Genomic DNA, 19,342 nt, shown 5'->3' with positions numbered 1-19,342 from the left:
TCCGGGTCGACCGCAACGCGAGTTGCATGGGACCGGAGTAAGCGCTAAAGCGCCAACTCCGGGTCGACAAAGGAAAGGGTATGGACACGCTTCAAAACATGCGCGTTTTCGTCCGGGTCGTCGAAGCCGGCAGCTTCACGGGCGCCGCGCAGCATCTGAATACGACGACGGCCTACGCGTCGCGCGCAGTCTCCGATCTGGAGGCGCATCTGCGCACCCGGCTGCTGAACCGGACCACGCGCCGCATCGCGCTCACCGAGGCCGGCGAGCGCTATCTGCAACGCTGCGAGCAGATTCTCGCGTACGTGGACCAGGCGGAGGCCGAGGCCAGCGACGCGCATGCGCGCCCGTCCGGCAAGCTCAAGGTCCACGCGATGACGAGCTTCGGCCAGCACTACGTGGTGCCGGCCGTGGGCCGCTACCAGGACCGCTATCCGGACGTGCACATCGAGCTGACGCTCGCGCAGCGCATGCCGGATCTGCTCGACGAAGGCTTCGACGTGTCGCTGACGCTCGCGACCGGCCTGCCGGATTCGGGGCTGGTGTCGCAGCGGCTGGGCAGCGCGTTCAGCATCGCGTGCGCGTCGCCGGACTATCTGGAGCGCCACGGCGTGCCGCTGACGCCGTCCGACCTCGCGCAGCACACCTGCCTGCAAATGGTCTCGCCGGTGTACCCGCCGGACAAATGGACCTTCGACGGCCCGAACGGCGAGGAAGTCATCGCGCTCGGCGCAACGAAGTTTCAGGTGAACGTTGCCGAGGCGATGGTCGGAGCGGTCTCGCAGGGCATGGGCATCGCGCTGATTCCGATCTATTCGGCGATCAGCGGTTTGCGCAGCGGCAAGCTCGTGTGGCTGCTGCCCGAGTACACGTCGCAGGAAATGAACCTGTATGCGCTGTACGCGTCGCGCCAGTATCTCGATGCGAAGATCCGCACGTGGGTGGAATTCCTGCGCGACGAGCTGCCGTCCACGCTCGCGGCGGACCAGGCGGAATTGCGGCAGTTCGCGCGCTCCTGAGTTCACGTTCCCGAGCCGCGGTCCTGCCGCGCGGTGGTGCTTGCAAAGCTTGACGTTCGAGCGACCCGCCGCGTGACAGGCTGTTACATCCGCGTCGCGTCGCAACACTTCCTTACTGTTCGGGCGCGGTCGATTTGCTAACGTGTCGTTCACGCGCCGCCGCTTACGCTTAAGCAAGCGCTCGCGCCGATTCACCGCCGTTCGGCACCTCGCAACCACTGAAGGACGACAAATTCATGGATACGCATCTGATGATCGGCGTGGCCGTTATGTTTGGACTGATCGGCATCGCCGCGTCGCGCGATCTGCTGCGCCGGATGCGCGAACAGCAGCCGCAACTGGTGCCGATCAAGATCGAGCGGCCGGATGCGCGGCGGCGCGAGCGTTGAACTGAACGCGCGGGGTCCGTGGGCCGCGCGCGAATAGATTGGCGAAGTGAAGTCATGCGCATCTCGCGCATGTCGTTTCAGACTGGTTCTTTTTTTGAGTGCTGAGCGGTTGCCGCCTTTGTCAGGCGGGCGACGAGCGCGGCACTTGTCTCCGACACCACGCTGCGCGGCTCCGCGCAATTCGCGTGTTCCTCTCACGCTGCGAGCGAACCGGCATTCGCCCGGCTTCGTACCCGGGACGCGTCAGATCTCGACGACCTTATCCCACGCAAACTGCGGATTTTCCCACTGACCCGTGCGCCGGTCGAAATAGCCGCGCGGATTGCAGACGACGCGCGTGCCGTCGACCACATAATCGAACGACGTATGCGTGTGGCCGTGAATCCACAGCGCGACAGGCGGGCGCACGAGTTCCGGCAGATGATTGACGAAGCCGGCCGACACGCGGTCCAACGCATAGCGCTCGGCCAGACTCAACCGATGCGGCGCGTGATGCGTGACCACGATCGTCTGCCCGGCGAACGGCTTCGCGAGTTCGGCTTCGAGCCACGCGCGCGCATGCCGGTGCAGTGCGAGTGAGTCGGCGGGCGTGAAGTCGCGCGTCGCGTCGTGCGTGTCGTGCGGCCAGTTCATCTGGATCAGCCCGAGATAATCGAGCATCACGTGGCGCGCGGCATCGATCGAGATATCGAGTTCGGCGGGCATCGCGCCGTACAGCGCGAAGTCGGTCCACAAGGTCGTGCCGAGCACACGCCAGCGACCGTGCGGATCGACCAGCGCCGCGTTGTTCAGCACGTGCACGTTGTCGACCTGATCGGCCGCGTCGAAGAGCGCGCGTTCGAGCGCGCCGAACTCGCCGTCGTAATACTCGTGATTGCCCGGCACGTAGACGACCGGCACCTGGCCGTCGAATGCCTGCGCGGCCCAGCGCGGACCGGCCGCATGATTGTGGATGTCGCCGGCCAGCACGATCAGATCGGCCTGCGCATGCGGGATCAACTCAGGCTCGTCGTTTTCCAGATGCAGATCGGACAGCACGCGAATCTTCACGGACGCGACTCCTGCAAATGCCCGCACGCGGCAGCGCGCAGGCTCGTTGAGTTAAACGATGATCCGTCGGCCATGCCGGCGGCCCGAGGCGCCCGCGTGTGGCGTGAACAGGCGCCGACTCATATCCGCCAGCCGCGCCGGCGATCCTGGATGCCCGCGCCAAACGTGAGCGGGCACCGGTTTATCAGCGTAGCACCTTACCCGGATTCATCAGGTTCAGCGGATCGAGCGTGGCCTTGATCGCGCGCATCATGCGCACCTCGACGTCCTGCTTGTAGTGCGCGGCCTCGTCGATTTTCAGCTGGCCGAGACCGTGTTCCGCGCTGATGCTGCCGCGATGCGCGTGCACGCTGTCGTAGACGATCCGGTTGATCGGGCTTTGGTACTGCTGCAGAAACGCCTTCGCATCGACGCCCTCCGGCGCCTGCACGTTGTAGTGCAGATTGCCGTCGCCGAGATGGCCGAAGGTGACCATCCGCGCGCCCGGCGCCGCTTGCGCGACCGCGGCGTCGGTGGTCTCGATGAAGTGGCCGATGCGCGAGATCGGCACCGCGATGTCGTGCTTGATGTTCAGCCCTTCCTCGGCCTGCGCGAGCGGAATGTGCTCGCGCAGATTCCAGAACGCGCGCGACTGCGCGAGGTTTTCCGCGACCACCGCGTCTTCGACCAGCCCCTGTTCGAGCGCGGTTTCCATCATCGACTCGAACAGCGTGCGCGCGTGCGCTTCGCTTTCGCTGTCCGACAGTTCGAGCAGCACGACCTGCGCGTGCGGTTCGGCGAACGGGTAGCGCATCTGTTCGAAATGCCGGCCGACGAGGCGCAGACAGAAATCCGACATCAGCTCGAAGCCGGTCAGCAACGGTCCGGCGACGCGTTGCGCGAGCGCGAGGAAATCGAGCGCCGCATGCGGCGACGCGAGCGCGGCGAGCGCGGTGACGCGCGCGGCCGGCTGCGGATGCAGTTTCAGCACCGCCGCGGTGATCACGCCGAGCGTGCCTTCCGCGCCGATGAACAGGTCGCGCAGATCGTAGCCGGTGTTGTCCTTGCGCAGTCCGCGCAGACCGTCCCACAACTCGCCTTGCGGCGTCACGACTTCGAGGCCGAGACACAGCTCGCGGGTGTTGCCGTAGCGCAGCACGCCGGTGCCGCCCGCGTTGGTCGACAGATTGCCGCCGATCGTGCAACTGCCTTCGGCGGCGAGGCTCAGCGGAAACAGCCGGCCGGCCGCTTCCGCGTGCTTCTGCACGTCGGCGAGGATCACGCCGGCTTCGACGGTGATCGTGTTGTTGTGCGGATCGATGTCGCGCACCCGGTTCAGACGACGCAGACTGAGCACCGCCTGCGCGCCGCTCGCGTCGGGCGTCGCGCCGCCCGCGAGGCCGGTGTTGCCGCCCTGCGGCACCAGCGCGACGCGATGCGCGGCCGCGAGTTTGACGAGCGCGGCGGTTTCGTCGGCGTTGGCCGGGCACAGTACCGCACAGGCCGCACCGGCATAGCGGCGGCGCCAGTCGGTCAGGTAGGGCGCGGTGTCGTGCGGGTCGGTCAGTACGTGGGATGCGCCGATGGCGTCGCGGCAGGCAGTGAGGAAGGCGGTGTCGGTCATGGGGCAGTCGAAAAGTCGGGGCTTGTGATGGGTGGCTCAGCGCGCGTCATGGTTAGCAGCCGCGGCGGACTGTTTGGCCGCTCGTTTCGCCGCGCGCTTGAACGGTCCCACATAGGCGAGCGTACTCGCGAAAAAGATCACCGCAAGCGCGGCTTGCAGCCAGCCGAGTCGCGCGCTCAGTCCGAAATCGCTCCAGCCGCGCACGACGCCCTCGGCGAAGTACAGCAGGATCAGCATCGACGCCCATTGCAGCGTGTAAAGCCGGCGGCGCCATACGCCCGGCAGCGCGCTGAGCAGCGGCAACGCCTTGAGCACCAGCAACGAGCCGCCGGGGCGCAACGGCGCGAGCCACCATTCCCACGCGATCGCGAGCACGATCATCGCGACCAGCGTGAAAGCGGCGAGCAGCGCGGCGGCGGTTTTCGGTTGCACGGGTGGGGCGGTTGCGTGCAACGGCGCATTGCTACCGGCTGGCACTGCTTCCGCGGCACGCGCATATCGCGCCTCGGCGCCGTTGCCGCCCGTTGGCGAATCCGGCGGCGCGCCGCTCACGGCCGCTCGCTCATCGACGCGGCGGTGCGCGCGACGCGTGCGCCGAGCGCAACGGCCAGCGTGCGCTCGTCGGCCGAGATGCCTTGCGCGGCGCTGCCCGCACGCGCGAAATGCGACGCGCCGTACGGCGTGCCGCCGGTTTGCGTGGTGGACAGCACGCTCTCGGTATAGGGGATGCCGACGATCAGCATGCCGTGATGGAGCAGCGGCAGCATCATCGACAGCAAGGTGGATTCCTGGCCGCCGTGCAGGCTGCCGGTCGACGTGAACACGCAAGCCGGTTTGCCCGACAGCGCGCCCGCCAGCCACTGCGGCGTGGTGCCGTCGAGAAAGTATTTGAGCGCGGCCGCCATGTTGCCGAAGCGGGTCGGCGAACCGAGCGCGAGGCCCGCGCATTCCTCGAGATCGCGCAGTTCGACGTACGGGGGGCCTTCGGCGGGAATGTCCGGCTCGCTCGCCTCGCAGACCGTGGAAACCGCCGGCACGGTGCGCACGCGCGCCTGCATGCCGGGGACGCTGTCGACGCCGTGCGCGATCGCCAGCGCGAGCTCGCGAGTGGCGCCGTGACGGCTGTAATAAAGCACGAGAATGTCTTTCATAGGCCTCATCGGTGAACGGGTATTATAGGGGTTCGGTCCGCTGCACAGGCCACTGCTGGCCGTTCGGCCAGGTGTCGCGCGCGGTGCCCGCAGTCCAGAATCAGCGTTGCGCAATCAGCGCTTCAGGGAGCAAGGAGGCAGGTTTGTTGTCCAGGATGCGTTTCGATCTCGACACGCTCAAACGGCTTGCGCAATTCGCCGCGCAACGCATCGGTGAGGACCGGATTCCACAGGTGGCAGGCAGCCTGACGTTTACGACGATGCTCTCGCTGGTGCCGCTCGCCACGGTGGCGTTCGCGCTGTTCACCGCGTTTCCGATCTTCAGTTCGTTCCAGGCGTCGCTGCAGTTCTTTCTCGCCGATCACCTGATGCCCGCGCAGCTGAACGACCAGATTTTCAGATATCTGAACGAGTTCGCCGCGAAGGCCAAAGGGCTGACCACGATCGGCATGATCGTGCTGTTCGTCACCGCGGTGATGACGATGATGACCGTGGAATCCGCGTTCAACGTGATCTGGCGCGTGCGCAAGGCGCGGCCGGTCGCGCAGCGCGTCCTCGTCTACTGGGCGATCATCACGCTCGGCCCGATCCTGATCGGCGTGAGTCTGTCGATCTCGTCCTACCTGTTCACCCAGTCCATGACCTTCTCGGCCGCTCAGCGCATCACGCCGCTGATCGAATGGGCGCTCGCGAGCGCGACGTTGCCGCTGACGGTGCTCGCGTTCACGATTCTTTACGTTTATTTGCCCAACACGCGCGTCGAATGGCGCGATGCGGTGGTCGGCGGCGTGATCGCCGCGGTCGCGTTCGAACTCGCGAAGCGCGGCTTCGGTTACTACGTGCGCCGCATCCCCACTTACACCGCCGTATACGGCGCGTTCGCCGCGGTGCCGCTGTTCCTGCTGTGGGTGTATCTGTGCTGGTTCATCACGCTGACCGGCGCGATGATCGCGTCGGCGCTGCCGGCTATTCGTATCGGCCAGTTTCACCGGCCGGTCTTCAACGGCAGCAATCTGTTCGATTCGCTGGAGCTGCTCGCGCGTCTGTGCGAAGCGCGCGAAGCCGGCAAGCGCGGCTACACGATGCCCGAACTCGCGCGCATGCTTCGCCGCGACAAGGACACGACGCTGATGCTGCTGCAACAGCTGGAGGACATCGAATGGATTGCGCGGCTGGAGGAGGACCGCACCGGTCCGCACTTCGTGCTGATCGCGAACCCGGCGCAGGTGACGGTGCAGCGGCTGTTCGACCTGTTCGTGATCGACCGCGCGGAACTCACGTATCAACTGGAACTCGACTCGACGCGGGTGGACGCCGACATGCTGCTGGCGTCGCTCGATAACGACAAGCTGCGGGTGACGCTGGCCGCGTTGCTCGCCGCGCGGGCCGCGGCGAAGGCGGCGCGCGCCGGCGACAGCGAGCAGGCGGCCGCCTCGATGCCGCATCAGGCGGCGTGAAGGGGCGGGCGCTGCCGCCGCTCGAGCGCGGCGCGGCCCGTCGGCAGAACTACAACGAAATCTTCCCTGTGCAGATGTCCTTGAACATCACCCAGTCGCCCATCAGGCTGTAGAACGGATGGCGGAAGGTGGCCGGTTTGTTCTTCTCGAAGAAGAAGTGGCCGACCCATGCAAAGCCGTAGCCGCAGACCACCGCCGCCGGTAGCCACAGCCAGTTGCCGGTGGCGAGCGCCATCGCCAGACAGCCGATCACGCCGAGCGAGCCGACGAAGTGCAGGCGCCGCGACACGATATTTCCATGTTCGCTCAGGTAGTACGGATAAAACTCCGCGAAGCTCGCGAAGTGATCGGTATGCGCGGTGTGAGCCATGATGGCCTCCGGGTCTGGGCGCTGCTGATGGATGCGGCTCGATGGGTTCGTTGTTTGCCGTCGCGTATGGGCGGAAAACGGCGGGCTTCTGTCATTGTCCGGCGATCGTCAGCGCGCTGCAAGCTGGCCGTTCGGCCGATGGCGCGGCGCATCCGGCGCGGCTATCGTGGCCCCGTGCGGTGGTGTTGCGGCGCGCCTTCAGCGACGTTTCTCAGGCAATTTTCTGACAGTCCGTGACGATCAGCGGCGCGTACTGTGCGCTGCCATTCGCGGTCCGCAGCCGGCTGCGATACAGCGAGTATTTAGCGCGCGTTTAGCGCGCTTCACGCGGCGCTTTTGACGCGAAGCTGAACAGCGCGTCGAGCGTCGCGTCGGGTTGTTCGGTCATCAGCGCGTGGCCGGCGTCGAGCGTCACGGTATCGACCGCGACGCCGGCTTGCGCGAGCGCGTCGGCCAGCGCTCGCGCGGCGCGCGGCGGCGTCATCGCATCGCGGCGGCCGATGATCAAACGCGTCGCGCACTTCACCTGAGCCGCGCGCTCCAGACCGTCCGCGTATTGGTGGCAGGCGGTGAAGTCGGTGTGAAACAGATGCGGCTCGCCGCTTGCCGCGACGTGCTCCATCAGCCGCTGGTTCATCCCGCGCAGCCAGAAGCCGGGGCCGGGGCACGACGGCTTCGCGGCAAGCGTCGAATGCGACCACTGGTTGACCATGCCGATCGCTTCGGGCTCGCGCTCGAGCGCGGCGTCGAGCAGCGCGTCGGACACGCTCATCGGCAACGCGGTCGCGAGCAATGCGAGATGCGTTGCTCGCTGCGGGTAGCGGCCGGCGAAATCGAGTGCGACCAGCGAGCCCATGCTGTGACCGGCGACGAACGCCCGCGCCACGCCGAGCGCGTCGAGCAGCGCGGCGAGCCAGTCGGCCAGCGCGCCCACGCTCGTGAGCGCGGGGCCGGCGCTGCGTCGATGGCCCGGCAGATCGACCGCCAGCACGCCGAAGCCGTGATGCGCGAAGTAGCGGCTTTGCAGCGCCCACACGCTGTGGTCGTGCTCGGCGCCGTGGATGAACACCGCGGTCGGCAGGTTCGCGTCGAAGGATTTGCCGCCGGTGTAGGCGTAGGCGGCTTTGCCTTGAACGGTGACGATCATGCCGACTCCGGGCGGGAGGGGGTGCTTGCGCCGGCGGGCGCGGGGTTCGCGCTGCCGCCGCTCTGCGTCGCCTTCTGCGCGGCTTTCAGCGCGCGCTTGAGATCGTCGATCAGATCGTCGGGATCTTCGAGCCCGATCGACAGCCGGATCGTGCCTTCCGCGATCCCGGCCGCGGCGAGCGCATCGGCGTCCATCCGGAAGTGCGTGGTCGACGCGGGATGGATCACCAGCGAGCGCGCGTCGCCGACGTTCGCGAGGTGCGAGAACAGCGTCAGCGCCTCGATGAAGCTGCGCCCGGCCGCGCGGTCGCCACGCAGATTGAAGCTGAACACCGCGCCGGCGCCGCGCGGCAGCAGCCGCTGCGCGAGCGCATGGTCGGGATGCGTCGGCAGTTCCGGATAGGCGACGCTGTCGACCGCCGCATGCGCGGCGAGAAACTCGACGACCCGCCGGGTATTGGCGACATGCCGCTCCATCCGCAGCGGCAGCGTCTCGATCCCTTGCAGCAGTTGCCACGCGGCCTGCGGATGCAGGCATGCGCCGAAGTCGCGCAGACCTTCGCGGCGCGCGCGCAGCAGGAACGGCGCGACCGTGCTTTCCTCGGCGAACACCATGCCGTGAAAGCCGTCGTAAGGCTCGGTGAATTCGGGAAAGCGGCCCGACGCGTCGAAGTCGAAGGTGCCGCCGTCGACCAGCACGCCGCCGATCGTCGTGCCGTGGCCGCCGAGAAACTTGGTCGCCGAGTGGTAGACGAAGTCCGCGCCGTGCTCGAACGGTTTGAGCAGGTAAGGCGTCGTGAAGGTCGAGTCGACCAGCAGCGGCACCCGGTGCTCATGCGCGATCTGCGCGAGCGCGGCGATGTCGAGCACGTCGAGGCCCGGGTTGCCGAGCGTTTCGCCGAACAGCAGCCGCGTGTTCGGGCGCAGCGCGGCGCGCCAGCCGTCGAGGTCGCCGGGCTTCACGAAGCTCGTCTCGATGCCGAAGCGCCGCAGCGTGTAGTGCAGCAGGTTGTGCGAGCCGCCGTACAGCGCGCTCGACGCGACGATGTGCGAACCGGCGCCCATCAGCGTCGCGATCGCGAGGTGCAGCGCGGCCTGGCCGCTCGCGGTGCCGATCGCGCCCGCGCCGTTTTCGAGCGCGGCGACGCGCTCCTCGAACACGGCGACGGTCGGATTCGAAATGCGCGAGTAGACATGGCCGGCGCGCTCCATGTTGAACAGCGCGGCGGCGTGATCGGAGTCGCGGAACGAGAACGACGTGGTCTGATAGATCGGCGTCGCGCGCGCGCCGGTGGCGGGGTCGGGGGCTGCGCCGGCGTGCAGCGCAAGCGTGTCGAAACGGTTGGCGGACATCGTGGGCGGCGGGCCGCGAACGGCCGCGCGAAGGATCAGGGTGGCGGCCATCCTATCGAGCGGCGCGCGCGGGTTCAAGCGAGGTTTTCCCCGGGTTTGTCCCGATACGGGTTCCCGCCGAAGGGCGGATTTATGCCGGAATGGATCCTCGACGCAGTACGAATTTGAGATTGCGCAAACCCGCCGCGCCTTGCCAGGCGGGCCGCTTTCCTTTTATGGGCCTTTCCGCTAGGATCGGAACACCATTTCATGCATTGCGGAATTAGCGGTATCAGGAGATAGATCATGCGAGTCAGCGACATTCTTAAAGTCAAGGGCAACACCCTTTTTACGGTCACGCCGGATACCACGCTGCACGACGCGGTCAACACGATGGCCGAGCACGATATCGGTTCGCTCGTGGTGATGGAGTACGGCGATCTCGTCGGCATGCTGACGTTTCGCGAAATCATTCTGACCTTGAGCAAGAACGGCGGCAGCGTCGGCACCTCGACGATCCGCAAGGTGATGGACGACCATCCGCTCACCTGCACGCCGGAAACCGACGTCAACGAAGTGCGCCGCATGATGCTCGAGCATCACGTGCGTTATCTGCCGGTCATGGAAAGCCGTACGCTGATGGGCGTGATTTCGTTTTACGACGTCGCGAAGGCGGTGGTCGAGGAGCAGGGCTTCGAGAACCGCATGCTGAAGGCGTATATCCGCGACTGGCCGGAAGAACCGGAAGGGCAGCAGGCACAGCAGCCGGCGCGCTGATGCGCGAGGCCCGGACCGCGCGCCCGGCGAGGTGAGCAGAGCGCGCGGGATCTGACAGGGAGCGTACGCGAGAGCGTGCGCTTTTTTTGTGTCCGCCCATCTGTGCCGTTGCCAGCCCCGTTCAGCCCCGTTTCGCCCCGTTGTTGCCAGACCCGCTTGCCGTTTCCCGAACCTTATGAACGATCGTCCGTTGCCTGCCGCCCGTCGCGCCGCTCACGCGCAAGACCAGCACGAATCCCAGTTCGCGCTGCTTCGTCAGCGCCGTTTCGCGCCGTTTTTCTGGACGCAGTTTCTCGGCGCGATGAACGACAACGTGTTCAAGATCGGCTTCACGTCGCTGGTCACGTATCAGGCGGCGCGCTTTTCGGGCGTCGACCCGAAGACCGCGGCGTTCCTGATTTCGGCGATCTTCATCCTGCCGTTCGTGCTGCTGTCGGCGACCTCGGGCCAGATCGCCGACAAGTACGACAAGGCGCTGCTCACGCGCCTCGTGAAGACCTTCGAGATCGGTGTGATGCTGGTCGGCGGCGCGGGCTTCTGGCTGCATAGCGCGCCGCTGCTGTATCTGTGCACGTTCCTGATGGGCGTGCATTCGACCGTATTCGGGCCGGTCAAGTACTCGTATCTGCCGCAGCATCTGTCGAAGCAGGAGCTGGTGGGCGGCAACGGGATGGTCGAGATGGGCACGTTCGTCGCGATTCTGCTCGGCACGATCGTCGGCGGCGCGGGGGCGGGGTTCGCGGAGCATGGCGCGGTGGTGCTGGCCTTTGCGTGTATCGCGATCGCATTGATCGGCCGCGCGGTGTCGGCCTTCGTGCCGGCCACGCCCGCGCCGCAGCCCGACCTGCGCATCAACTGGAATCCGGTCAGCGAAACGTGGCGCAATCTGAAGCTCGCGCGCGAAAACCGCACGGTGTTCCTGAGCCTGCTCGGCATTTCGTGGCTGTGGTTCGTCGGCGCGACCTTCCTCGCGTCGTTCTTCAATTTCGCGAAAGACGTGCTGTCCGCCGATCCGGACGTCGTGACGGTGCTGCTCGGCACGTTTTCGATCGGGATCGGCAGCGGCTCGCTGCTGTGCGAAAAGCTGTCGAAACGGCGGATCGAAGTTGGTCTCGTGCCGCTCGGCTCGATCGGCATGAGCGTGTTCGCGATCGATCTGTTTTTCGCGAGCCACGCGCTGCCGCAGGCCGGGCATCTGCTGAGCGTCGGCGAATTCCTCGCGCGGCCCGCGCACTGGCGCGTGCTCGCCGACCTGTTCCTGCTCGCGATGTTCGGCGGCTTCTATAGCGTGCCGCTGTACGCGCTGATTCAGAGCCGCAGCCAGCCGAGCCACCGCGCGCGGATCATCGCGGCGAACAATATCCTGAACTCGCTGTTCATGATCGTTTCCGCGCTGATGGCGATGGGTCTGACCGCGGCGGGCTTCAGCATTCCGGCGATCTTTCTCGTCACCGCGCTGCTGAACGTGGTGGTCGCGGGCTACATCTATTCGCTGGTGCCGGAGTTCCTGCTGCGCTTCGTCGCGTGGGTGCTCGTGCATACGTTCTACCGGATCCGGCTGGTGCACGCGGAGCGGATTCCGCAGAAGGGCGCGGCGGTGCTGGTGTGCAACCACGTGAGCTTCGTCGACGCGATCGTGATCATGGCCGAAAGCCCGCGGCCGATCCGCTTCGTGATGGATCATCAGATTTTCCGCTCGCCGTTCATCGGCTGGCTGTTCCGGCACGCGAAGGCGATTCCGATCGCGCCCGCGCATCAGGACGCGGCGCTGCTCGCGCGTGCTTACGATCTGTGCGCGCAGGCGCTCGCCGACGGCGAACTCGTGTGCATCTTTCCGGAAGGCAAGCTGACCCGCACCGGCGAAATGAATCCGTTTCGCCACGGCGTGACCGAGATCGTGACGCGTACGCCGGCGCCGGTGATTCCGATGGCGTTGCGCGGGCTGTGGGGCAGCGTGTTTTCGCGCTCGATCGACGCGCATTGGCCGCGGCCGATCCACAAGGGCGTGATGAGCCGGCTGAGTCTGGCGGTCGGCGAGCCGCTCGAGCCGGAACTGGCGACGCCGGAAAAGCTGCAGCAGATCGTGACGGAGCTGCGCGGCGCGCGCAAATAGCGGCGCGGGGGGCGAGCGTTGAAGCCAGGCGGGCTGGCATAATAGCGTTCTCCCCGCATTTCTTTGGACGACGCCCATGTCCGGCAACACCCTCGGTACGCTTTTCACTGTCACGACCTTCGGCGAATCGCACGGTCCCGCTATCGGCTGTGTGATCGACGGCTGCCCGCCGGGCATGGCGCTCAGCGAAGCCGACATCCAGCTCGAACTCGATCGCCGCAAGCCCGGCACGTCGCGCCACGTCACGCAGCGCCAGGAAGAAGACAAGGTCGAGATCCTGTCGGGCGTGTTCGAAGGCCAGACCACCGGCGCGCCGATCGCGCTCCTGATCCGCAACACCGACCAGCGCAGCAAGGACTACGGCAACATCGCCGAGACCTTCCGCCCGGGTCACGCCGACTACACCTACTGGCAGAAATACGGAATTCGCGACTATCGCGGCGGCGGCCGTTCGTCGGCGCGACTGACGGCGCCGACGGTCGCCGCGGGCGCGGTCGCGAAGAAGTGGCTGCGCGAGAAGTTCGGTACCGAGATTCGCGGCTACATGGCGGCGCTCGGCGAGATCGACGTGCCGTTCGTCGACTGGGCGCAGGTGCGCGAGAACCCGTTCTTCGTGCCGAATGCGGATATCGTGCCGCAGCTCGAAGCGTATATGGACGCGCTGCGTAAGGACGGCGATTCGATCGGCGCGCGCATCAACGTGGTCGCCTCGGGCGTGCCGGTCGGTCTCGGCGAGCCGCTGTTCGACCGTCTCGACGCGGACATCGCGCACGCAATGATGGGCATCAACGCGGTGAAGGGCATCGAGATCGGCGCGGGCTTCGCGAGCGTCGCGCAACGCGGCTCGGTGCATGGCGATGAGCTGACGCCGGAAGGTTTCGTCGGCAATCACGCGGGTGGGGTGCTCGGCGGGATTTCGACCGGCCAGGACATCACGGTGTCGATCGCGATCAAGCCGACTTCGAGCATCCGCACGCCGCGTCGCTCGATCGACAAGGCCGGCCAGCCGGCGGTCGTCGAAACCTTCGGACGCCACGACCCGTGCGTTGGGATTCGCGCGACGCCGATCGCCGAGGCGATGCTCGCGCTGGTGCTGATCGATCACGCGCTGCGCCATCGCGCGCAATGCGGCGACGTCGAGGTCAGCACGCAGAAGATCGCGGCAAGCGCGCCGTAACGCCAGGCGCCGTCACGCAATCACACAGCGCCGCGCGCCGCGGCGCTGGCAAAAAAATCGGGGCGCCGGGCTTTCGCCGGGCGCCCCGATTTCATTGGGCGACTACCTGCTTACATATTCGGATAGTTCGGACCGCCGCCGCCTTCCGGCGTGACCCAGACGATGTTCTGCGTCGGGTCCTTGATATCGCAGGTCTTGCAATGCACGCAGTTCTGCGCGTTGATGACCAGACGCTCGTTGCCGTCGTCGTTCTTCATGAACTCGTAGACGCCGGCCGGGCAGTAGCGCGACTCCGGACCCGCATAGGTCTGCCAGTTCACGTTGACCGGCACCGACGCGTCTTTCAGCGTCAGGTGCGCCGGCTGGTTCTCTTCGTGATTGGTGTTCGAGATGAACACCGAAGAGAGCCGGTCGAACGTCAGCTTGCCGTCCGGCTTCGGATAGGTGATCGGCTTGCACTGCGACGCCGGCTTCAGCATTTCGTGATCCCAATGCTGGTGATGCAGCGTCCACGGCACGTTGCCGCCCAGCAGCTTCTGCTCGATCCCGACCATCAGCGTGCCCAGGTACAGGCCCTTGCTCATCCATTGCTTGAAGTTACGCGCGCGATACAGCTCGGTGTGCAGCCACGAGGTCTTGAACGTTTCCGGGTAAGCGGTCAGTTCGTCCGCCTGGCGGCCGGCCTGCACCGCGTCGAACGCGGCGTCGGCGGCGAGCATGCCGGTCTTGATCGCAGCGTGCGAACCCTTGATCCGCGACGCGTTCAGGAAACCCGCGTCGTCGCCGACCAGCGCGCCGCCCGGGAACACCAGCTTCGGCAGCGACATCAGGCCGCCGGCGGTGATCGCGCGCGCGCCGTACGACACGCGCTTGCCGCCTTCGAGAATCGCGCGGATCGCCGGATGGGTCTTGTAGCGCTGGAATTCCTCGAACGGCGACAGATACGGATTCGAATAGCCGAGGCCGACCACGAAGCCGACCACGACCTGGTTGTTATCCATGTGATAGAGGAACGAGCCGCCGTAGGTGTCGTTCTCCAGCGGCCAGCCGGCGGTGTGCATCACCAGACCCGGCTTGTGTTTGGCCGGATCGATTTCCCACAGTTCCTTGATGCCGAGCCCGTAGACCTGCGGGTCGACGCCGTCGCGCAGCTTGAATTTGTCGTGCAGCTGGCGGCCGAGGTGGCCGCGCGCGCCTTCGCAGAACAGCGTGTACTTCGCGTGCAGCTCCATGCCGAGCTGGAAGTTCTCGGTCGGCTCGCCGTCCTTGCCGATGCCGAGATTGCCGGTCGCGACGCCCTTGACCGAGCCGTCGTCGTTGTACAACACTTCGGCAGCCGGAAAGCCCGGGAAGATTTCGACGCCGAGCGCCTCGGCCTGCTGACCGAGCCAGCGCGTGACGTTCGCGAGGCTGATCACGTAGTTGCCGTGATTCTTGAAATTGTCCGGCAACGCCCAGGTCGGCACGCTCTTCGAGCCGGTTTCCGTCAGGAACAGGAAGCGGTCCTCGGTCACGTCGACGGTCAGCGGCGCGCCTTTTTCCTTCCAGTCCGGGATCAGTTCGGTAAGCGCGCGCGGGTCCATCACCGCGCCCGACAGGATATGCGCCCCGATCTCCGAGCCCTTTTCCAGTACGCACACGCCCAGCTCGACGCCTTTCTCGGCGGCGCGCTGCTTCAGGCGAATCGCCGCCGACAGGCCAGCCGGGCCGCCGCCGACGATCACGACGTCATACTCCATCGACTCGCGCGGGCCGTACTGCTCAATGAGACTTGCGGGGGTCATTGATGCTCCTCTTACCGTTAGAATGCTTTTTTCGGGTTCGTATTGTGGGCGAACGATTCCCGCACCGCAACCCGGTGGAAACCGATTAGCACGATCGTTCTATTTTGTGATACGGTATCGGCCCGCAGCGATGGTCCTACCGCACCCGTCAACCGCAGTCGTCACTACCACCGAACAAGGAACGACAATGGGCCGTTCGATCAATCTGGAAGGCAAGGTAGCGCTGATCACCGGCGCTTCGAGCGGATTGGGCAAGCGCTTCGCGCAGGTGCTGTCGCAGGCGGGCGCGAAGGTCGTGCTGGCGAGCCGGCGCACCGAGCGGTTGAAGGAATTGCGCGCGGAAATCGAGGCTTCGGGCGGCGCGGCGCATGTCGTCTCGCTCGACGTCACCGATTACCAGAGCATCAAGTCGGCGGTCGCGCACGCGGAAACCGAGGCCGGCACGATCGACATCCTCGTCAACAACTCGGGCGTGTCGACCACCCAGAAGCTCTCCGAGGTGACCCCGGCGGACTTCGAATACGTGTTCGACACCAATACGCGCGGCGCGTTTTTCGTCGCGCAGGAAGTCGCCAAGCGCATGATCATGCGCGGCAACGGCGCGCAGAAACCGTCGTACCGGATCATCAATATCGCTTCGATGGCGGGGCTGCGAGTGCTGCCGCAGATCGGCCTGTACTCGATGAGCAAGGCCGCGGTCGTCCATATGACGAAAGCGATGGCGCTCGAATGGGGCAAGCACGGGATCAACGTGAACGCGATCTGCCCGGGTTATATCGACACCGAAATCAACCATCATCACTGGTCGACCGAGCAGGGGCAGAAGCTGGTGTCGCTGCTGCCGCGTCATCGCGTCGGCAAGCCGGAGGATCTGGACGGCCTGCTGTTGCTGCTGGCGGCGGACGAATCGCAGTTCATCAACGGCTCGGTGATTGCCGCCGACGACGGTTTCGGGCTCGCCTGAGCGCTGCTGAAACGGTCGCCGGCCACCGGCTTTTTTCAACGTACCAACGCTTCGAGGTTTCACCGCTTCAAAAGCAGCAAGGGAACAACGGAAGTAAAGAATGAGCGATTTTCACGCAGTTTTCGAAATGAAGATGCCGATTCGTTGGGGCGACATGGACGCTTTCGGCCACGTCAACAACACGGTCTATTTCCGCTATATGGAGCAGGTGCGGATTTCGTGGTTCGAGCACATGGGCTTTATCGGCAGTAGCGCGGACGGGCAGGGGCCGGTGATCGTCAATGCGTCGATGGAGTTTCTGAAGCAGTTGCATTACCCGGGCGACGTGATCGGCCGGATGTCGGTGGCGACGCCGGGGCGCAGCAGCTTCGATACCGCGTTCGAACTCGTGCGCGCCGATCAGCCGGACACGCTGTATGCTCGCGGCGCCGCGCGCTGCGTGTGGATCGACTATGCGGCCGGCAAGTCGGTGCCGGTGCCCGACGTGCTGCGCGCGGCGATCGAGCAGGCGGCGCTGGTCAAGGCTGACTGATCCCGCCGGATCGCGGCTCGCGAAGGCCCGGGACCTCGGGCCTTCCATTTCCCCACCGTCAATTACCGAGCAGCCGCTGCAACAGCTCGGTCGCGTTCCCCGTATCGTATTTGCGCATCAGCCGCGCCCGGTACACGTCGACCGTGCGCGGGCTGATCTCGAGCGCGCGGCCGATCTGCTTGCTCGTTTTACCCGTCACCAGTTGCGCGGCGATCTCCCGCTCGCGCGGCGTCAACTCGACCGCGACCCGCCGCGTCGCGCTCAGATCCTCGAAGGTCCAGACGCCCGCCGCGTGCGGGTCCGAGCGTTGCTGCGCACGCCCGGTCACATGACACCAGAACAGTTCGCCATTCGCGCGCTTCATGATGCGGTCGTCCGCGTAGCTGCCCTGGGCGGTCATGATTGGCGGAATGCGCGCGCCGATCCGCTCGAATTCATCCGCCGACGGATACAGCACCTGAAACGACTGGCCGATCAACGCGTCGCGCGGGTAACCGAAAATCGATGCGAGCTGGTCGTTGCAGTCCTCGATGAAGCGTTCGCGCGACAGCACGAGTCCGATCGGGGCGAGGTGAAACGCGGTGCGGTAATCCAGGGCGGGCATGGGCGGGCGGCAAGTACTTATGTATTTTTGCGTATTGTGCCGTATGGCGCGCCCAGCGTACTCTTTCGGGCAGATGACAACGCGGCGCAAGACGCCGCGGCGGGCACGGGCGCGAGTTGGGCAAGCGCGTCGCGGGTCCCGCCGCGGATGACTAGAATGACGTAGCGGCATCGGCTAGCGGCGCACAAACTCGCTTGATGCGATGCCGGCCGCAAATATCCGGCGGCCGGCAACCGGTTTCGGATTTCCATAGAGGAAGGGACACACTGATGAACAAGGTCTATCCAGGCGCCGCCGAGGCGCTGAAGGACATCGTCAAGGACGGCCAGACGTTCGCCGTCGGCGGCTTCGGGCTGTGCGGGATTCCCGAGGCGCTGATCGCGGCGCTGCGCGATACCCACGTGCAGAACATCACCTGCATCAGCAACAACGCGGGCGTCGACGGTTTCGGCCTCGGCCTGCTGCTCGAGACGCGCCAGATCAAGAAGATGATCTCGTCGTACGTCGGCGAAAACAAGGAGTTCGAGCGCCAGTACCTGGCCGGCGAACTCGAGCTCGAATTCACCCCGCAAGGCACGCTCGCCGAGAAGCTGCGCGCCGGCGGCTCGGGCATCCCGGCGTTCTTCACCAACACCGGCTACGGCACGCTGATCGCCGAGGGCAAGGAAACCCGCCAGTTCGGCGAGAACCACTACGTGCTCGAGCATTCGCTGACCGCCGACGTCGCGCTCGTCAAGGCATGGAAGGCCGACAAGTCCGGCAACCTGATCTATCGCCGCACCGCGCGCAACTTCAACCCGATGTGCGCGATGGCCGGCCGCATCACCGTCGCGGAAGTCGAGGAGATCGTCGAAGTCGGCGAACTCGATCCGGACGCGATCCACACGCCGGGCATCTTCGTGCAGCGCATCGTGCTGAATGCGCATCCGGAGAAACGCATCGAACAACGCATCGTCCGCGCGAAAGGAGACTGATCATGGCATGGACTCGTGACGAAATGGCCGCGCGCGCGGCGAAGGAACTGCAGGACGGCTTTTACGTGAACCTCGGTATCGGGCTGCCGACGCTGGTCGCGAACCACGTGCCGGCCGGCGTCGAAGTGTGGCTGCAGTCGGAAAACGGCCTGCTCGGGATCGGCCCGTCGCCGACCGAAGACGAAGTCGACGCCGATCTGATCAACGCCGGCAAGCAGACGGTGACGACGCTGCCGGGTTCGTCGATTTTCTCGTCGGCGGATTCGTTCGCGATGATTCGCGGCGGCCACATCAACCTGGCGATTCTCGGCGCGATGCAGATCAGCAAGAAGGGCGATCTGGCGAACTGGATGATTCCGGGCAAGATGATCAAGGGGATGGGCGGCGCGATGGATCTGGTCGCCGGCGTCAAGCGCGTGGTCGTGCTGATGGAGCACGTCGCGAAGGGCGACCAGCACAAGATCCTCGACGAATGCACGCTGCCGCTGACCGGTGTGGGCGTGGTCGATCAGATCATCACGGACCTCGGCGTGATCGAAGTGACCGACGCGGGCCTGAAGGTCACCGAACTGGCGCCGGGCGTCAGCGTCGACGAAATCAAGGCGAAGACCGGCGCGCCGCTGGATGTGAGCGCGGTGAGCTAAGCGGTTTGCGAAGCTGCCTTCCCGTTGCTGTGACGAGGGGGGGCGGCAACAGCGTAGTCCGGACGGGCGAGACGAAAGTCTCGCCCGTTCTGCTTTTGGCGCGGCGCGCGCGGGCGTGCGTGAGCGCTTCGAGCGGACCTTCCTATGCCTTCTGGCCGATCCTTGCCGCGCGGCGAAGCGGTTTACAATCGTCGACAGATTGAACGCGGGTGGGGCGTGTCGATTGCGTCGTGCCCGCGTCAGCGTGTATCGATCG

General features: G+C 65.8%; 19 protein-coding genes. 10 read left to right on the top strand and 9 right to left on the bottom strand.

Going from position 1 to position 19,342, the window contains the following annotated elements:
* The first annotated feature begins 80 nt into the window (after positions 1–80).
* Both BTH42_RS17445 and BTH42_RS35505 read left to right on the top strand, forming a co-directional pair.
* Positions 81–1,019: a LysR family transcriptional regulator gene (locus BTH42_RS17445; RefSeq protein ID WP_075301608.1), complete on the top strand. Its 939-nt coding sequence runs from the start codon at positions 81–83 to the stop codon at positions 1,017–1,019.
* A 236-nt stretch (positions 1,020–1,255) separates the two neighbouring features.
* Positions 1,256–1,408 carry a hypothetical protein gene (locus BTH42_RS35505; RefSeq protein ID WP_178392191.1) on the top strand — a complete coding sequence of 51 codons (153 nt, stop codon included), beginning with the start codon at positions 1,256–1,258 and terminating at the stop codon, positions 1,406–1,408.
* Positions 1,409–1,651: 243 nt separating this feature from the next.
* On the opposite strand, the gene BTH42_RS17440 is transcribed toward BTH42_RS35505, so the two are convergent.
* From BTH42_RS17440 to wrbA, 4 genes are all read right to left on the bottom strand, one after another.
* Entirely contained in the window at positions 1,652–2,458 is an 807-nt protein-coding gene (locus BTH42_RS17440; protein ID WP_075301606.1) for a metallophosphoesterase, read from the bottom strand.
* Between the two features lie 184 nt (positions 2,459–2,642).
* Entirely contained in the window at positions 2,643–4,061 is a 1,419-nt protein-coding gene (locus tag BTH42_RS17435) for an FAD-binding oxidoreductase (RefSeq protein ID WP_075301604.1), read from the bottom strand.
* 36 nt (positions 4,062–4,097) lie between these two features.
* The gene (locus tag BTH42_RS17430; RefSeq protein WP_256702083.1) at positions 4,098–4,514 is read right to left on the bottom strand and encodes a DUF2069 domain-containing protein; all 417 of its coding nucleotides are present in this window, start codon (positions 4,512–4,514) and stop codon (positions 4,098–4,100) included.
* A 95-nt stretch (positions 4,515–4,609) separates the two neighbouring features.
* On the bottom strand, positions 4,610–5,212 hold the full coding sequence (wrbA, locus tag BTH42_RS17425) for an NAD(P)H:quinone oxidoreductase (RefSeq protein ID WP_075301602.1): 603 nt from the start codon (positions 5,210–5,212) through the stop codon (positions 4,610–4,612).
* A 143-nt stretch (positions 5,213–5,355) separates the two neighbouring features.
* On the opposite strand from wrbA, the gene BTH42_RS17420 reads away from it, so the two are divergent.
* Positions 5,356–6,669: a YihY family inner membrane protein gene (locus tag BTH42_RS17420; RefSeq protein WP_083654835.1), complete on the top strand. Its 1,314-nt coding sequence runs from the start codon at positions 5,356–5,358 to the stop codon at positions 6,667–6,669.
* 49 nt (positions 6,670–6,718) lie between these two features.
* Here BTH42_RS17420 and BTH42_RS17415 read toward each other — a convergent pair whose 3' ends face one another.
* The 3 genes from BTH42_RS17415 to BTH42_RS17400 all read right to left on the bottom strand — a co-directional run bounded on the left by BTH42_RS17415 (position 6,719) and on the right by BTH42_RS17400 (position 9,538).
* Positions 6,719–7,039 carry a DUF962 domain-containing protein gene (locus BTH42_RS17415; RefSeq protein ID WP_075301600.1) on the bottom strand — a complete coding sequence of 107 codons (321 nt, stop codon included), beginning with the start codon at positions 7,037–7,039 and terminating at the stop codon, positions 6,719–6,721.
* A 313-nt stretch (positions 7,040–7,352) separates the two neighbouring features.
* Positions 7,353–8,186, bottom strand: coding sequence for an alpha/beta fold hydrolase (locus BTH42_RS17405; protein WP_075301596.1), 834 nt, complete (start codon positions 8,184–8,186; stop codon positions 7,353–7,355).
* Positions 8,183–9,538, bottom strand: a complete 1,356-nt coding sequence (locus tag BTH42_RS17400; RefSeq protein WP_075301684.1) for an O-acetylhomoserine aminocarboxypropyltransferase — start codon at positions 9,536–9,538, stop codon at positions 8,183–8,185. Before BTH42_RS17400 ends, BTH42_RS17405 begins: the two co-directional genes overlap by 4 nt.
* A 285-nt stretch (positions 9,539–9,823) precedes the next feature.
* Between BTH42_RS17400 and BTH42_RS17395 the strand changes: the two genes are divergently transcribed.
* The 3 genes from BTH42_RS17395 (at position 9,824) to aroC (ending at position 13,584) form a co-directional block, all read left to right on the top strand.
* Positions 9,824–10,294, top strand: a complete 471-nt coding sequence (locus tag BTH42_RS17395) for a CBS domain-containing protein (protein WP_075301594.1) — start codon at positions 9,824–9,826, stop codon at positions 10,292–10,294.
* Between the two features lie 175 nt (positions 10,295–10,469).
* Positions 10,470–12,407, top strand: coding sequence for an MFS transporter (locus BTH42_RS17390; RefSeq protein WP_075301592.1), 1,938 nt, complete (start codon positions 10,470–10,472; stop codon positions 12,405–12,407).
* A gap of 76 nt (positions 12,408–12,483) precedes the next feature.
* Positions 12,484–13,584, top strand: a complete 1,101-nt coding sequence (gene aroC, locus BTH42_RS17385; RefSeq protein WP_075301590.1) for a chorismate synthase — start codon at positions 12,484–12,486, stop codon at positions 13,582–13,584.
* A 110-nt stretch (positions 13,585–13,694) separates the two neighbouring features.
* Here aroC and BTH42_RS17380 read toward each other — a convergent pair whose 3' ends face one another.
* Entirely contained in the window at positions 13,695–15,368 is a 1,674-nt protein-coding gene (locus BTH42_RS17380) for an electron transfer flavoprotein-ubiquinone oxidoreductase (protein WP_075301588.1), read from the bottom strand.
* 187 nt (positions 15,369–15,555) lie between these two features.
* Here BTH42_RS17380 and BTH42_RS17375 point away from each other — a divergent pair, with 187 nt between their 5' ends.
* Positions 15,556–16,332 (top strand): SDR family oxidoreductase, encoded by a 777-nt coding sequence (locus tag BTH42_RS17375; protein WP_075301586.1) that lies wholly within the window; start codon positions 15,556–15,558, stop codon positions 16,330–16,332.
* Positions 16,333–16,432: 100 nt separating this feature from the next.
* Complete coding sequence (locus BTH42_RS17370; RefSeq protein WP_075301584.1) at positions 16,433–16,864, top strand: thioesterase family protein; 432 nt, start codon at positions 16,433–16,435, stop codon at positions 16,862–16,864.
* Between the two features lie 58 nt (positions 16,865–16,922).
* Here BTH42_RS17370 and BTH42_RS17365 read toward each other — a convergent pair whose 3' ends face one another.
* Positions 16,923–17,468, bottom strand: coding sequence for a LuxR C-terminal-related transcriptional regulator (locus BTH42_RS17365; RefSeq protein ID WP_075301582.1), 546 nt, complete (start codon positions 17,466–17,468; stop codon positions 16,923–16,925).
* Between the two features lie 269 nt (positions 17,469–17,737).
* On the opposite strand from BTH42_RS17365, the gene BTH42_RS17360 reads away from it, so the two are divergent.
* Positions 17,738–18,442, top strand: coding sequence for a CoA transferase subunit A (locus tag BTH42_RS17360; RefSeq protein WP_075301580.1), 705 nt, complete (start codon positions 17,738–17,740; stop codon positions 18,440–18,442).
* A gap of 2 nt (positions 18,443–18,444) precedes the next feature.
* On the top strand, positions 18,445–19,086 hold the full coding sequence (locus tag BTH42_RS17355; RefSeq protein WP_075301578.1) for a CoA transferase subunit B: 642 nt from the start codon (positions 18,445–18,447) through the stop codon (positions 19,084–19,086).
* Positions 19,087–19,342: the final 256 nt, after the last annotated feature.

The sequence above is a fragment of the Burkholderia sp. SRS-W-2-2016 genome, assembly GCF_001931485.1.
In the GTDB taxonomy this organism is placed as follows: domain Bacteria; phylum Pseudomonadota; class Gammaproteobacteria; order Burkholderiales; family Burkholderiaceae; genus Paraburkholderia.
The sequence above is the reverse complement of the archived record's forward strand: the minus strand, read 5'-3'. Positions and strand labels throughout refer to the sequence as shown.

Excerpts from the sequence above, each read along its gene's own strand:
- BTH42_RS17445 (WP_075301608.1), top strand. The coding sequence starts at position 81 with ATGGACACGCTTCAAAACATGCGCGTTTTCGTCCGGGTCGTCGAAGCC.
- BTH42_RS35505 (WP_178392191.1), top strand. The coding sequence starts at position 1,256 with ATGGATACGCATCTGATGATCGGCGTGGCCGTTATGTTTGGACTGATC.
- BTH42_RS17435 (WP_075301604.1), bottom strand. The coding sequence starts at position 4,061 with ATGACCGACACCGCCTTCCTCACTGCCTGCCGCGACGCCATCGGCGCA.
- wrbA (WP_075301602.1), bottom strand. The coding sequence starts at position 5,212 with ATGAAAGACATTCTCGTGCTTTATTACAGCCGTCACGGCGCCACTCGC.
- BTH42_RS17415 (WP_075301600.1), bottom strand. The coding sequence starts at position 7,039 with ATGGCTCACACCGCGCATACCGATCACTTCGCGAGCTTCGCGGAGTTT.
- BTH42_RS17405 (WP_075301596.1), bottom strand. The coding sequence starts at position 8,186 with ATGATCGTCACCGTTCAAGGCAAAGCCGCCTACGCCTACACCGGCGGC.
- BTH42_RS17400 (WP_075301684.1), bottom strand. The coding sequence starts at position 9,538 with ATGTCCGCCAACCGTTTCGACACGCTTGCGCTGCACGCCGGCGCAGCC.
- BTH42_RS17395 (WP_075301594.1), top strand. The coding sequence starts at position 9,824 with ATGCGAGTCAGCGACATTCTTAAAGTCAAGGGCAACACCCTTTTTACG.
- BTH42_RS17390 (WP_075301592.1), top strand. The coding sequence starts at position 10,470 with ATGAACGATCGTCCGTTGCCTGCCGCCCGTCGCGCCGCTCACGCGCAA.
- aroC (WP_075301590.1), top strand. The coding sequence starts at position 12,484 with ATGTCCGGCAACACCCTCGGTACGCTTTTCACTGTCACGACCTTCGGC.
- BTH42_RS17380 (WP_075301588.1), bottom strand. The coding sequence starts at position 15,368 with ATGACCCCCGCAAGTCTCATTGAGCAGTACGGCCCGCGCGAGTCGATG.
- BTH42_RS17375 (WP_075301586.1), top strand. The coding sequence starts at position 15,556 with ATGGGCCGTTCGATCAATCTGGAAGGCAAGGTAGCGCTGATCACCGGC.
- BTH42_RS17370 (WP_075301584.1), top strand. The coding sequence starts at position 16,433 with ATGAGCGATTTTCACGCAGTTTTCGAAATGAAGATGCCGATTCGTTGG.
- BTH42_RS17365 (WP_075301582.1), bottom strand. The coding sequence starts at position 17,468 with ATGCCCGCCCTGGATTACCGCACCGCGTTTCACCTCGCCCCGATCGGA.
- BTH42_RS17360 (WP_075301580.1), top strand. The coding sequence starts at position 17,738 with ATGAACAAGGTCTATCCAGGCGCCGCCGAGGCGCTGAAGGACATCGTC.
- BTH42_RS17355 (WP_075301578.1), top strand. The coding sequence starts at position 18,445 with ATGGCATGGACTCGTGACGAAATGGCCGCGCGCGCGGCGAAGGAACTG.